Origin of the sequence: Methanosarcina sp. KYL-1, assembly GCF_024372725.1 — an archaeon.
In the GTDB taxonomy this organism is placed as follows: Archaea; Halobacteriota; Methanosarcinia; order Methanosarcinales; family Methanosarcinaceae; genus Methanosarcina.
In genome coordinates, this window is record NZ_VOUA01000012.1 from 41,744 (window position 1) to 56,059 (window position 14,316).

The 14,316-nt window shown below is 47.6% G+C and carries 10 protein-coding genes and 1 pseudogene; 9 read left to right on the forward strand and 2 right to left on the reverse strand.

Annotated elements, in window-relative coordinates:
• Window positions 1-22: 22 nt before the first annotated feature.
• Window positions 23-2,473: a hypothetical protein gene (locus FTO70_RS09790; protein ID WP_255335574.1), complete on the reverse strand. Its 2,451-nt coding sequence runs from the start codon at window positions 2,471-2,473 to the stop codon at window positions 23-25.
• A gap of 1,071 nt (window positions 2,474-3,544) precedes the next feature.
• On the opposite strand from FTO70_RS09790, the gene FTO70_RS09795 reads away from it, so the two are divergent.
• The 8 genes from FTO70_RS09795 (at window position 3,545) to FTO70_RS09830 (ending at window position 11,957) form a co-directional block, all read left to right on the forward strand.
• Complete coding sequence (locus FTO70_RS09795) at window positions 3,545-3,772, forward strand: winged helix-turn-helix domain-containing protein (RefSeq protein ID WP_255335616.1); 228 nt, start codon at window positions 3,545-3,547, stop codon at window positions 3,770-3,772.
• Window positions 3,773-3,956: 184 nt separating this feature from the next.
• Entirely contained in the window at window positions 3,957-4,607 is a 651-nt protein-coding gene (locus FTO70_RS09800) for a flavodoxin family protein (protein WP_369694356.1), read from the forward strand.
• Window positions 4,608-4,670: 63 nt separating this feature from the next.
• On the forward strand, window positions 4,671-6,965 hold the full coding sequence (locus tag FTO70_RS09805) for a CDC48 family AAA ATPase (RefSeq protein ID WP_255335575.1): 2,295 nt from the start codon (window positions 4,671-4,673) through the stop codon (window positions 6,963-6,965).
• Window positions 6,966-7,569: 604 nt separating this feature from the next.
• The gene (locus tag FTO70_RS09810; RefSeq protein WP_255335576.1) at window positions 7,570-8,130 is read left to right on the forward strand and encodes a CBS domain-containing protein; all 561 of its coding nucleotides are present in this window, start codon (window positions 7,570-7,572) and stop codon (window positions 8,128-8,130) included.
• Window positions 8,131-8,603: 473 nt separating this feature from the next.
• A complete protein-coding gene (locus FTO70_RS09815; protein WP_255335577.1) occupies window positions 8,604-9,755 on the forward strand; it encodes an alanine--glyoxylate aminotransferase family protein in 1,152 nt (383 codons plus the stop codon).
• A gap of 95 nt (window positions 9,756-9,850) precedes the next feature.
• Entirely contained in the window at window positions 9,851-10,315 is a 465-nt protein-coding gene (gene ribC, locus FTO70_RS09820; protein WP_255335578.1) for a riboflavin synthase, read from the forward strand.
• A gap of 40 nt (window positions 10,316-10,355) precedes the next feature.
• Window positions 10,356-10,760: a 6,7-dimethyl-8-ribityllumazine synthase gene (ribH, locus tag FTO70_RS09825; protein ID WP_048108716.1), complete on the forward strand. Its 405-nt coding sequence runs from the start codon at window positions 10,356-10,358 to the stop codon at window positions 10,758-10,760.
• Window positions 10,761-10,814: 54 nt separating this feature from the next.
• On the forward strand, window positions 10,815-11,957 hold the full coding sequence (locus FTO70_RS09830; RefSeq protein WP_255335579.1) for a pyridoxal phosphate-dependent aminotransferase: 1,143 nt from the start codon (window positions 10,815-10,817) through the stop codon (window positions 11,955-11,957).
• Window positions 11,958-12,057: 100 nt separating this feature from the next.
• Here the strand turns inward: FTO70_RS09830 and FTO70_RS09835 are convergent.
• A pseudogene (locus FTO70_RS09835) lies at window positions 12,058-12,514 on the reverse strand (adenylyltransferase/cytidyltransferase family protein).
• Between the two features lie 298 nt (window positions 12,515-12,812).
• Between FTO70_RS09835 and FTO70_RS09840 the strand changes: the two are divergent.
• Entirely contained in the window at window positions 12,813-14,315 is a 1,503-nt protein-coding gene (locus tag FTO70_RS09840; protein WP_255335580.1) for an L-aspartate semialdehyde sulfurtransferase, read from the forward strand.
• Window position 14,316: the final 1 nt, after the last annotated feature.

Sequence of the window (14,316 nt, forward strand, 5' to 3'; positions counted from 1 at the left end):
CCTCTCAGGTGGCATTTGGTTCTCAACAATACGGAGTCCCTGCTTTCCAGTAACAGATGACTTCCATCATGTCTTCCATCGACAGGGATCCTGCTTTCCAGTCTCCGATTGCGTCCATCATTTCATCGATCTGTATTATGCAGTCCTCGTTTGCATCGTACGGGTTGTATTCAGGTTCCACTGGTGGCTCCTGCGGGTCTTCATCAATATATTCCGGCGGAACGAACAGCCTGAAGTCACCTGCTGTTACAAATCCGGCATGCATGATGTCCTGACATTCGGTGATCTGCTTGAGGTACAGGATATCACTGCATGTCCAGTCACCGCTGCAGTCAACATCGAAGATTGAGATGTACCATTCCACAGGGTTGATTATGCACATGCCTTCAGGGTCGGTGTTCTTGAAGAACTGCCAGCTAAGGTCCCTGTCTCCAATTTCGATCTGTGAAAATGCTTCACCGATAGAACCAGCAGGTCCGAACGGTCCGTCGACCACAGGTACCTGGGTGAGCCTGATGTCGCCGGGGCTTGGTCCTACGTCTTCAATTATCGGGAATGCATCCCAATCAATCATATCGGTTTCAATGTACAGCGGGTCGGTCACATCATAGACATCGTTGTCATTCAGGTCTACGAAGAAGAGGTATCCGAATCCGAATTCTCCATCACAATATCCGGGCCCGAAGTTAAGGGCACGCTCAAGGTCCTCAGCGTGCTGGTCGAGTACCTTGGTGTTTGGCGGGTAAGTTGTATACTTGCAGACCGCTTCTGTCAACCTGATGTCACCAATTGAAACTTCTCCATCACCGTCCATGTCAATGTATGCTGCCTCACCAACATCGAATTCATCATTGTCGTTCTTGTCAAAGAATCCGATGTCAATACACAGATCATCATTCATTAATGGCCACCAGTAGAGAGCGTGTGTCACGTCGATGTCGCACATCGTGACTTTCGTGCCACAGTCGTACCATCCTTCTTCCTCGATTGCTTCAGGTGGGACGTAGATCCTGAGGTCACCGATGGTCACGAACTTGTTGTGTGGCAGTGCGTGGTTTTCATCAGTCTCTACCATCTGCTGCAGGTACAGCTTGTCCACGCAGGTCCAATCCCCGCTGCAGTCGGAGTCAACATATCCGAGCAACTCCCATACGCATGCATTTTCACCATATGCATTTGGCACTTCCTCAAGATACCAGCCTGCATCGTCATCATCTACAACTCCGGGTCCGGCAACCACAACAGACCACTGCATTCCAATATCGCCTGCCATGTAGGCTGGAGTGTCTATCACAGGAACCTGAGACAGCCTGATGTCGCCGTTTGATACGTAATCATTGTAGTCGAGGTCGATGTATATGGGGTCTACAAGTGAGTAACCGTAATTGGCATCAAAGTCATAGTAGTGGATGATGTCATTCTGATCCGGGAAGCACAGCTGGTGCCCGAGGTCGTAGTAGTCACATTCGGCTACCTTGGTGTTTGGTTCGTAGTGGTTGGATACGCTTGAAAGCCTGATGTCACCAACAGAAACTTCTCCATCCCCATCCATATCAAGATAGACCTCTACATCATTGAATGTTCCAATCTGTGGAAGGTTTGCGTCTCCGTTGATAGACTCCTCCACACCAACACTATCGACCTCACCGAAAACCATGAGGGCGTAGGTGGCGTCAAAGTCGCCCTGAAGCACCTTGGTGCCGCATTCCGGTACACATTCGTCATCAAGCGGGATGTAAAGCCTGACGTCTCCGATTGTGGCGAAATAGTCAAAGTGGTGGTTGAGTTCATCGTGTGGCTGGTTCAGGTAGAGTTTGTCACCTGCGCTCCACTCGCCATCACAGTCGGAATCTACGAACCCTACGAGTTCGTCGAGGTATCCGCAACCTATGTAACAAAGGTCTTCAAACGGATCTATAGTGTCTTTATCCCCAAAGGCTACAACTGTCCACTTCTCACCAAATTCGCCGGCTTCATAGATAAGTACACCATTTTCATTGTACACGTCAAGAGCCGGAGAAGCAGTTACCCTAATGTCACCAGGAGTGATTTCTGTGTCGCCATCCAGGTCAAAGTACACAGGATCTTCAATGTCAAAGCCGTCATCTTTGATGTCCAGGAAGCAAACTAACGGATACTCATCAAGGACCTCAACGATCTGGTCTCCTGCATCTCCGCCAATGTCATCAACGCCGACCATTGTGTTTGGCCCATAGTTGTTGTGATACCAGGTGATCCTGACATCTCCTTCCGATATGGCATAGTCGTACGGTGTAAGATCAATGTAATATGTACCATGATCGCTTAGCACGATTTCGGCCGGACAGTTTCTCTCAAGTGCAAATGTACTGTCCTGGTCACATTGCACAACTTTTGTGCCACAAGGTTCTATGCAGGCACAAGCCTGCACTGCAGCTACCGTGGACAATGCCAGGATAGCTACAATTAAGAACGCGCTTATTTTCCATCGCATTTCTGTATCACCCTTATTTACTTGTGTAAATGAACCAGTCTCGCGAGGAATCGTGTTTTATCTCAGGAGGTGCTTCATGACATTATAGCCGACCTTCAATCGAATGCGAGATTAAAACTGCATTTTTCCCCATATCCCATTTTCATTCGCATGGATGGCAAAAGGCTATAATTAATAATTTTTCACAACAATACAGTATTCTTTAAGACATCAGACCCTCTAAGATGCCCCTCCGGCTTTCCGGAAGTTTGCAATCTTCAGATTTCATTTTGCATTGTTGCAGTACTTGAAGCCTCCAACTCCCAAACTATTCCCCTAGACAACTGCCAATATTTAGATAAAATGCACAGAATATATACCATTAAGAAATTTTAATAAGAATTATTCATTTGTATATTATCTTAAACTATATTTTTAAAAAAAGGTGTCTTTTTTGCCCGCCTGGGGAGTTTATAATAATATTTTTTTTAAATAAGTTATCTCCATTCACTTTATATTCGCTTTTATAGATTGACCCTTAATGTTGCTTATTTTTCTCTTTTTAACTCTAAAAATTTTATTGTATTTTAATTCGTGTGAAGTTTTCAACACGGATAAGGAATTTAGATTCGAAGGTATTGCCTCTATTATAATCTCTATTATAATCTCTATATATCTCAACGAATATTTTTGTTTAAAAGTTAAAGGGCTATCCTCTTGTTTTTTAATATTCTGTTGAGGAGCTTTCCATCAGATTTCCACACAAAAACAAATATCAGGATGTATCTCCCAATTATGGTAACGCCTGTCTATATATAATCTACAAATTAGTTTTTTTCAATAAGTTTTGTTTTCTTTTTTTCCGGGTTAACTAATAGGTTTTCAGCATGATGCGGCTGATTCTGAGGGGTCAATTTCATTTTGATTCTATACACTGACGCTTTTATGTCATACTGATACTGTTATATAGTAGGGAAAACTATAAACAAATTAGAATCTTTGTTTCATAAAATAAAATACGCTGGAAAGTATTTTGTGAAGCGTTGAATTCTTGCAAAGATATTTTTTACTCGTTGTGGGGGAGTGTCAGTAATGAAAAGGAGGAGTAGGACCGATATTGCAGTTGATATCTTAAGGGTAGCGATGAACGGGGCCAAAAAAACACACATTGTGTATGAAGTAAACCTGAATTTTAATATCGCCCAGAAGTATCTGGAAATGCTAAAGGAAAAAGAACTAATTAAGCATGAAAATGGGCTTTTCATCACCACTGAAAAAGGAAAGGTTTTTCAGGAAATGGCTAAAGAACTCAAATTATGAGTGAAGCCTTTCTTTAAATCATCTTTTTTTCCATTGCTTTTTTCCATTGCTTTTTTCCATTGCTTTTTTCCTTCCTTTATTTCCCGCCGAAAGTCCTCTTGAAAAGGGCTTAATGTCCGAGAATAATGTTTCTTAACAATTGTGCCCTTCTGTATATATAAGGGCAGTTCGGAATCTTATTATTATGTCAATGAAGGCACTTTTTTTGAACTGCACGTTGAAAAAATCGCCTCAGGTTTCAAATACTCGTGCTCTTATCGATAAGGCGTCTTATCTCTTTAAAGAACTGGGTGTTGAAAGTGAAGTAATAAGGGTTGTTGATTACAGGGTGGCTTTCGGGATTTCTTCAGATGAAGGGGAAGGGGACGAGTGGCCCTCAATCCTTGAAAAAATAAAAGCTTGCGACATTCTTGTCATTGCGTCTCCCATCTGGTTCGGGGTCCGCTCTTCGGTTGCCCAGATGGTTATTGAACGGCTGGACGGCACATATGCGGAAGGAGACCCCGTGACCGGACAGTACCCCCTTTACGGCAAGGTGGGAGGAGTCATGGTAACCGGGAATGAAGATGGGGCACACAACGTCTCTGCAAATACCCTCTTTAACCTGACGCACCTGGGCTGCACTGTTCCTCCTAATGTGGACAGCTACTGGGTGGGTGATGCCGGTCCCGGGCCAAGCTACATAGAAGCAGGGGGGGATAGGCACCTTTATACCAATCGGACGGTGCGGTATATGGTACACAATCTGGTATATTTTGCAAAGCTTCTCAAAGAACACCCGATTCCTACCAACCTGAAACAACTCGACGAGGAGGCCAGTAAGGTCAGCGACTGAAAGGGACAAACCTGGAATACAGAAAAGCTGAAAACTGTTCATTATTTGAGATGGGGGTATTATTTGACTGAAGGGGACGAAAAGGAAATCAAACTGAAAGTTGCGGAAGCCGACCAGCGGGATGTAGGAAAAGGAATTGTCCGGATCGACGAAACCTTCAGGGAAAAGCTGGGCTTAAAGCCTTTCGATATTGTGGAAATCCGGGGAGGGAAGACTACATCGGCTCTTATAGGGCGCCCGTATCCGAGTGATGCAGGCCTTGACATCATCCGTATGGACGGGCTTATCCGCACGAACGCTAAGACAAGCATAGGGGAGTATGTGGAAATTCGAAAGGCCGAGTGGAAAGAGGCAAAGCATGTGACCCTGGCTCCTGTTACCCGGGGGATGCAGATATACGCTCCCAGCGAGACCCTCAGGGCAGTCTTTATGAACCGCACGGTTTCTAAAGGGGACTTCATTTCCACAACAAGCTTGCGGAAGTCCAGAGACATGGACACTTTCAGCAAGGGACTCATGTTTGAGGACTTTTTCCAGGACTTTTTCGGTCAGGGTTTTGGGCCTTCCTTCGGGCTTGGGGAGATCAAGCTGCAGGTGGTCTCGACTTCTCCGCCGGGAATCGTGAAGATCACGGACCTGACCGAGATAGAACTCCTGCCTGAAGCCGTGGAAATTCCTCCTGAACAAACAATTCCCACGGTCATGTACGAAGATCTTGGCGGGATCAAGGACGCCATTTCCAAGGTAAGGGAGATGATCGAGCTTCCTCTGAAGCATCCGGAACTCTTTGACAGGCTCGGGATCGATGCCCCCAAAGGAGTGCTGCTCCACGGCCCTCCCGGGACGGGCAAGACCATGCTTGCAAAGGCGGTTGCAAACGAGTCTGACGCCTACTTTATTTCCATCAACGGCCCGGAAATCATGTCCAAGTATTACGGGGAATCCGAAAAGGCTATCCGGGACATTTTCGATGAGGCTGAAAAGAACGCCCCTGCCATCATCTTCCTGGACGAAATAGATTCCATTGCCCCAAAAAGAGCCGAGGTTACGGGGGAAGTGGAACGTCGGGTGGTAGCTCAGCTCCTTTCCCTTATGGACGGGCTCAAGAGCCGAAAGAACGTAATAGTGATCGGAGCTACCAACCGCCCGGAAGCCCTCGACCTGGCGCTTCGCCGGCCTGGAAGGTTTGATAGGGAAATCGAACTCCGGGTCCCGGACACCGAGGGTAGGCTTGAGATTTTCCAGATCCATACCCGGGGCATGCCCCTTACCGAGGACGTGAACCTCAGGAGCTTCGCCCAGATTACCTATGGGTTCGTGGGAGCCGACATCGCTGCCCTCTGCCGGGAAGCAGCAATGAGCGCTCTCCGGCGGATACTTCCCAGAATCAATCTCAAAGAGCCTGAAATTCCAAAGGAGATCCTGGACTCCCTGCAGGTCACAAGGGCTGACTTCGAAGAAGCTATGAAAGATGTGCAGCCTTCGGCCATAAGGGAAATCCTTATCGAAATCCCCAATGTCACCTGGGATGATGTGGGAGGGCTCGAAGACGTAAAGTGCCTCTTAAAAGAAGCCGTGGAATGGCCGCTTAAAAATCCCGAGTCCTACCGTAACATCGGAGTAGAAGCTCCAAAAGGCGTGCTCCTCTACGGCCCTCCGGGGACAGGCAAGACCCTGATTGCAAAAGCTATTGCCCATGAGTCCGATGCCAACTTCATAACAGCCAAAGGCAGCGACCTCCTCTCCAAGTGGTATGGGGAATCCGAAAAGCGGATCGCTGAAGTCTTCATGCGGGCAAGGCAGGTTGCCCCTTCCATCATTTTCTTAGACGAGCTCGACTCCCTTGCTCCCATCCGCGGGATTTCGGCAGGAGAGCCACAGGTCACTGCCAGGATCCTAAACCAGCTCCTTTCCGAGATGGACGGGCTTGAGGAACTCCGCAGTGTTGTGGTGCTCGGGGCCACAAACCGCCCGGACATCATCGACCCTGCCTTGATCCGGCCCGGACGCTTTGACGAACTCATCCTTGTTCCGATCCCGGATGAGAAAGCCCGGAGGGAAATTTTCAAGGTGCACATAAAGAAGATGGCCCTGGCAAAGGACGTGGATATCGAGAAACTGGTTTCGATTACGGACAAGTATACGGGCGCCGATATCGCAGCCGTGTGCAAAAAAGCGGGCAGGTATGCGCTCAGGGAAGACCTCCACGCGAAAAACGTCCAGCAGAAACACTTCCTGAAGGCAATCGAAGACACAGGACCCTCGGTAACTCCGGACACCATGAAATACTATGAAGCAATCAAAGGAGAGCTAAGGACCAAAAAGTCAAAAGAAATCGAAAGCCCCTCTTATGTTTGAATAATTCTTCCTGCTGGGTGGAAGTTTTATTTCTTCTTTCCTTCTTTCCTTACTTTTCCTTTTCTTTTCCTTTCCCCTTACTTTTCCTTTTCTTTTCCTTTCCCCTTACTTTTCCTTTTCTTTTCCCCTTACTTTTCCTTTTCTTTTCCTTTCCCCTTACTTTTCCTTTTCTTTTCCTTTCCCCTTACTTTTCCTTTTCTTTTCCTTTCCCCTTACTTTTCCTTTTCTTTTCCCTTACTTTTCCTTTTCTTTTCCCTTACTTTTCCTTTTCTTTTCCCTTACTTTTCCTTTTCTTTTCCTTTCCCCTTACTTTTCCCTTACTTTTTCTATTTTTTCCTTATTCTTCCTTCTTCTTGTCTATTTTTTCCTTTCTTTTCCAACACTTTTTTTGCTTTTTAGCATTTGCAGGTTCTCTTCAATCGCTTCTTCTAATCGATTCTTTTTTAAGTCCGGTCCTCTCCTGAAACCTATTATTTTTCCAATAATATATTTGGCCGGGATTTTCTAAAAAATGCCCTTCTGTCATAAAAATCATTTATATACAAACTCTACAAATAATGTTAACCAATCACATTAAATACAATAATTACTATCGGTAATATGTATGCAGCTTCCAACACCCGAAGATCTTAAAAAAAGGAGGAATGAGCTCGGGCTTACCCAGAGCGACCTGGCAAAAAGGGCAGGTGTAAGTCAGCCTCTGATAGCACGCATCGAATCGGGAGATGTGGACCCCAGGCTTTCCACAGTCAGGAAAATTCTTGAGGCCTTTGAGGAAGCCGAGAAGGAGCAGCAGATTATTATCAGGGACCTTATGCATTCCCCGGTCATCCATATCTCTTCTGATGATTCGGTGGAAGAGGTTGTAAACCTTATGCATACCCACGGATTTTCCCAGATTCCCGTTCTGGACAGGGGTATTCCGGTTGGAAGTGTTTCGGAAGATATGATCGTAAGACTGATGGCCGAGAGTAAAAAGAAGTCCATCTCTCAGATGAAAGTCTCGGATATCATGGGAGAATCTTTCCCTGCAGTGTCTCCGGGTATTTCAATTTCGGTTGTCTCTCATATACTGGAGGGAAATCCTGCCGTACTGGTCGTGGAAAAAGGAAAAGTAATCGGCGTCGTGACAAAGCACGATGTGATGAAACTCCTGCAAGGCTGAGAACTGAAGCCTTCCCTAAGGCTCCCCTGTAACTCTGGGTGCTTCGGGATCAAACGGTGAAAGCACACGATTATATACTAGGATTTGAATTAGAACTGAATCTCAGGATAGGATTTGAATTAAAACTTAATTCCAGGATTAAATTCGGTATGTTTCCGGTCAGGCCTGACCGGTAAATCGGGAATAAATTTGATCGAAACAGGCAGTAGCCATAAATAATTTCGGTTGAATTTCCGGTAAAGGAAAAGATCCGATCCTAACAACTGATATACATTATACCTATAAGGACTAAACGAAGCAGTATACTTCACTTAAGTCCTTTTTATAAGTTATTTCAAAAAAATTAAAGCTAGCTTAATCAGAGCTTATTTGGAGCTAGCTTGATCAGAGCTTAAAATCTTGACTTTAAATGCAAAAAAATATAAATTGAACAATCGCAGTTAAATTTTGGAAGAGTTTGGAGCATAATAAATATGGATCTGGAAGATACCCTCCTCATGATGCCCGGGCCCGTACCCGTTGCGCCCCGGGTCCTGAGGGCCATGTCAAAACCGATGATCAACCACAGAAGTGCAGAATTTGCCGGGATTTATACCGACTGCCGGCAGATCCTTGCCGACGTATTCCAGACAAAGAACGACATCTTCTTGCTCAGCGGCTCTGGTACCGCCGGAATGGAAGCTGCTGTCGGGTCCGTTGCAGGGAACGGCGACAAAGTCATTGCCATAGAAAACGGAAAGTTCGGGGAGCGCTTCAAAGACCTTGCGGCACTCTACGCCGAAGTCGTGCCCGTGGTGTCAGAGTGGGGTCTTCCAGTTGACCTTGAGCTGGTTAAGGAAAAACTCGAGGAAGGGGCAAAGGCTATCACCCTTGTCCACAACGAGACTTCCGCAGGCATTATGAACCCGGCTGCAGAAATCGGGAAACTTGCCAAAAAGCACGATGCCCTTTTTATCATGGACGGCGTAACCTCCCTCGGAGGAGATGAGGTCAAAGTCGATGAGTGGGGCGTTGACATTGCGGTCGTGGGATCCCAGAAATGCCTCGCAGCTCCTCCTGGACTTTCCATGGCCTCCGTAAGCGAAAAGGCTTTTGAGGCAATGAAAGATATAAAGAAAAGGCCTTATTACAATGACCTCAAGGCATATAAAAAGAGCGGGGACAAGCCAAGACCCGAAACCCCATATACCCCGGCAATCCCTCTGTTCTATGCGCTTCAGGAAGCCCTGCACATCGTAAAAGAAGAGGGCATGGAAGCCAGGATCAAAAGGCACAGGACACTTTCCGAGGCCGTTAGAGCAGGCGTTTCCGCGATGAACATCGAGATGTTCCCGCAGCTTAACGAGTACAGCCAGTACTCCAGCACAATCTCTGCCATGAAATCCCCTGAGGGCATTGACGGAGAAGATATTAAAAACGACATGAAAAAGCGCGGCATAATCATTGCCGGTGGGCAGGAACGCCTGAAAGGAAAGATATTCAGGATCGGAAGCATGGGCAATGTCAGTGCAAGGGATGTACTCTCAACCCTGCAGGAACTGGAAATCGTACTGTACAGGCGGGGTTATGTGGACAGCCTGGGTGCAGGCATAGAAGCTGCAAGCCGGGTAATTGATGGGCTCTGAAGTGAAAAGGGAATGAAAACCCAGCTCAGGTAAAGTCTATAAACCTTAAGGAAAACCCAAAAGATTATAACCCTAAAATTCCAACCGGGATTCTCATGCCCACAATAGGAATTGCAGATACCACGTTTGCGCGCTATGACATGGGGCGCGCGGCAATCGACGAGATACAGAAGAGCGTATCCGTTAAGGTTAAGAGGGTAACCGTGCCCGGGATCAAGGACCTTCCTGTTGCGTCCAAGAAGCTGATCGAGCAGGAAGGATGTGATATCGTCATGGCTCTCGGTATGCCCGGAGCCAAAGAAAAAGATAAGGTATGCGCTCATGAAGCTTCCCAGGGCCTTATCCTGGCCCAGCTCATGACCAACACCCATATCATCGAGGTCTTTGTCCACGAGGACGAGGGAAAAGACGAGAAAGAACTTGCTTTCCTCATGGACAGGCGGACCCGGGAGCACGCCCAAAACGTGATAAAGCTGCTCTTCAAGCCTGAAAAACTGGCCCGGGAAGCAGGCACCGGCCAGAGGCAGGGCTTTGAAGACGCAGGCCCTTTAAGGATGTGAAGTAACTTTAAGTAAAAACAAAGACTGGAGACCTTATTAGATGACTATCAGCCTAGGATTTGTGGTAGCTGAATTTAACAGGGATCTTACCTACCAGATGGAACTGCTCGGAAGAGAACATGCGGAGTTCCTGGGGGCAACGGTTAAGGAGACTATTCTTGTGCCCGGGGTTTTTGACATGCCTCTTGCAATCAAGAAGCTTTGCCAGAGGGATGACATCGATGCCGTGGTCACCATCGGATCTGTCATTGAAGGAGAGACGGATCACGACCAGGTGGTCATGCAGCATGCGGCCAGGAAGATCATGGACCTCTCCCTTGAGTTCAACAAGCCCGTGACCCTCGGGATTCCGGGGCCCGGTATGACCCGGATGGCAGCCCATGAACGTGTGGATTATGCTAAACGGGCAGTAGAAGCTGCGGTAAAACTGGTGCGGCGACTGTGAGATTCTTTAATGCCTGAAAAAAGCTAGAAAAATGAAATAACCAGGACCATCCCTATGACATCCGCAAGGCTCAAGCGTGTAGAAGAATCCGCAACGATCAGGATCTCAAACATTGCAAACAAAATGATAAAAGACGGGACAGACGTCATCAATTTCAGTCTGGGCGAGCCGGATTTCGATACCCCTAAAAACATCTGCGATGCTGCGGCAAAGGCCATGTACGAGGGAAAGACCCACTATGCCCCATCTGCAGGTATTCCGGAGCTTCGGGCAGCCATTGCCGAAAAATTTAGGACTGAAAACAGGCTCGATGTGACTGAAAATGACGTGCTGGTAACACCCGGTGCAAAGCAGGGGATTTTTGAGATTATGATGGGGGTTCTCGACGATGGGGACCAGGCCCTTCTCTTTGACCCAGCCTGGGTAACATATGACGCATGCATCCGTTTTGCAGGGGCCGATACCGTCTGGGTCCCTACAGTCCCCGAAAAAGGTTTCCTCCCTGACAATTTTTCCGAGTACATCAACGATAAAACCAAGCTCATCGTTGTCAACAGCCCCGGAAACCCCACTGGAGGGGTATTCGGGAAGAAGACCCTGCAGTGCATTGCTGACCTTGCAATCGACCATGACCTGGTGGTTGTCTCCGATGAGATCTACGAGAAGATCATCTACGATAGGGAACACATCAGCATAGGTAGCCTGGAAGGCATGCAGGAGCGGACCATCACGGTAAATGGTTTTTCGAAAGCCTACGCTATGACAGGATGGAGGCTTGGTTACCTGACCGCGCCTCCCGAGATTTTCAAGCTGCTTCAGAAAATCCAGTCCCACTCAGTGAGCAGTGCAACCACCTTTGTCCAGTACGGCGGGCTTGAAGCCCTGCAGGGTCCCCAGGACAAGGTAACTGCAATGGTCGACCGCTTCAAAATGCGGCGTGATATCCTTATTGACGGCCTGAACAATATGGGCCTCGAATGCAAAAAACCCGATGGGGCTTTCTATGCCTTTGCCGATGTAAGCGAATACGGAAACGGCACCGAAGTTGCAGAAAGGCTCTTAAAAGAAGCCCAGGTGGCAGTGACCCCGGGAATTGCTTTTGGGCCTTCAGGCGAGGACTTCATCAGGATTTCCTATGCAACATCTATCGACCGGATCCGGGAAGCTCTTGAAAGGCTGGATAAAGTATTTGCCTGAAGTTCCCTGCAAATTTATCGTAAAAACAGATTTAAACAGATTTGCAAAAAGAGGCCGGACCAGCAGGTGCTGCCGGATATGTCAAACGGTAGGGGTAACCTTACCCGTACCGTTTAAGGACTTCTTTTATTATTGCGCCCGTACTGCAGAGGGGGCATTCTTTTGAGAATTGGATGCGGACCACCTTTGCAGTAAGCCCTCTTTTTCTCAGTTCATTTTCCAGAAGTTCGGCATCAAAGCGCTGGTCATAACCTAAAGCGATGATGTCCGGTTTCATCTCCTTCAGGGGCTCGAACATGTCGTTTTTGCTGCCAAGGAGCGCTTTATCGACCATCCCAAGCGCGCTTACCATTTCCAGCCGCTGCTCTTCGGGCACTATTGGTTTTGGCTTATGGGTCACGTTTGAGTCCCGGGCAACAATGACATAGAGCTCATCTCCGAGAGCCCGAGCCTTTGTTAAGAAGTAGACATGCCCTGGATGGAGAAGGTCGAAAGTTCCGGTGGCAAGTATGCGTGTCAACAGATCACCTGGTCTTCGGGTAATATCTTGCAAGCATAAGAAACTTACTGAATGTGGCTGTAAATCCTGTTCCCTGAAAAGTGTAAAATCCGAAAAGTAAAAAAAGGATATTGTAAAATTGGTTTCGATTATCATAAGTAATATATATGACTGAAAAATATGACTATTGATTATTGGAATCCGAGGACGTGTTCGAAAATATGATAACTGATTGAACCTTTCCGGGGCTTCGTGGCCCTCAGGGAAGTGGCTGCTATCCGGGAGATTACCATAAGTAATATATAATTCGGGCAATTATTCAAATTTAGATAAATTTATAAAAAGAGGAAACCTGCATGGTTAAAAAATCGGTTCATGAGATCAACAAAAAAATTGAAGATGGAAGCGTCAGCGTAGTCACAGCCGAGGAAATGGTCGGAATTGTAGAAGAGCTTGGCGCTGAAGGTGCTGCAAAGGAAGTGGATGTGGTCACTACAGGCACTTTCGGAGCCATGTGTTCCTCAGGCTTGATGCTGAACCTGGGGCATTCCGAACCTCCCATCAAGATCCAGAAAGTTTGGTTCAATAACGTGGAGGCTTACAGCGGGATTGCGGCTGTGGACGCCTACCTGGGAGCTGCCCAGATCTCAGACACGCGGGGGATACAGTACGGAGGAGCTCATGTCATTGAAGACCTGCTGAGGGGAAAAGAAATCAGCGTGCATGCAACCTCCTACGGGACGGACTGCTATCCCAGGAAAGTGCTCGATACCAGCATCACTCTTGAAGACCTGAATGAGGCGGTCCTGCTCAACCCGAGGAACGCCTACCAGAAATATGCGGCTGCAACCAACAGCTCCAGAAGGACCCTTCACACTTACATGGGCGAGCTCCTTCCCAATTTCGGAAACGTGACATATTCGGGGGCCGGAGTGCTTTCTCCTCTCTCCAACGACCCTAGCTATGAAACCATTGGTATCGGCACAAGGATTTTCATGGGAGGAGCCCAGGGCTATGTCATCGGGAACGGCACCCAGCATTCCCCCTCAAGTGGTTTTGGGACCCTGATGCTCAGGGGAAACCTGAAGGATATGAACCCCGACTATGTAAGGGCTGCCTCCTTTACCGGCTACGGGACCACCCTTTATATGGGAATCGGAATCCCCATCCCTATCCTTAATGAAAAACTTGCGGCAGCAACGGCCGTTAGTGATGCGGATATTGTGACCAATATCCTGGACTACGGCATCGGAAGCCGGAACAAACCCACGATAAGGGAAGTAAACTATGCCGAACTCCGTTCGGGCTCGGTGCAAATAGACGGAAAGGACACCCCTACTTCTTCCCTCTCAAGTTTCAAGAATGCGAGAAAGATTGCCAACGAGCTGAAGGAATGGGTGAGGCATGGGAAATTCTTCGTAAGCATGCCTGTTGAAAAGCTTCTCAACGAAGGTGCAGCCAGGCCCATGAAGCAGACCCAGGCCGTACCCCTCGTAAAGGACATTATGTCCGACTTTATCGTGACCATCAAAAAGGACCAGACTGTGCGGGACGCCGCAAAGAAGATCTGGGAAAACTCCTTCAACCACCTGGCCGTGGTCTCGGATACAGGTGAACTTGTAGGGATCCTGACTGCATGGGATGTCTCAAAAGCAGTTGCCGGGAACTCATTTGATTCGGTGGAAAGCGTCATGACGAAAAAAGTGCTGACCTGTGCCCCCAACGAGCCCGTCGACCTTGCTGCCCGCAGGCTGGACCGCTACGGGGTCTCTGCAATGCCTGTAATCGACGCCCAGAAGCACGTGCTCGGGATCATCACCAGTGACAACATAAGCAAGCTTCTTGCAAGGAGGTACTGAG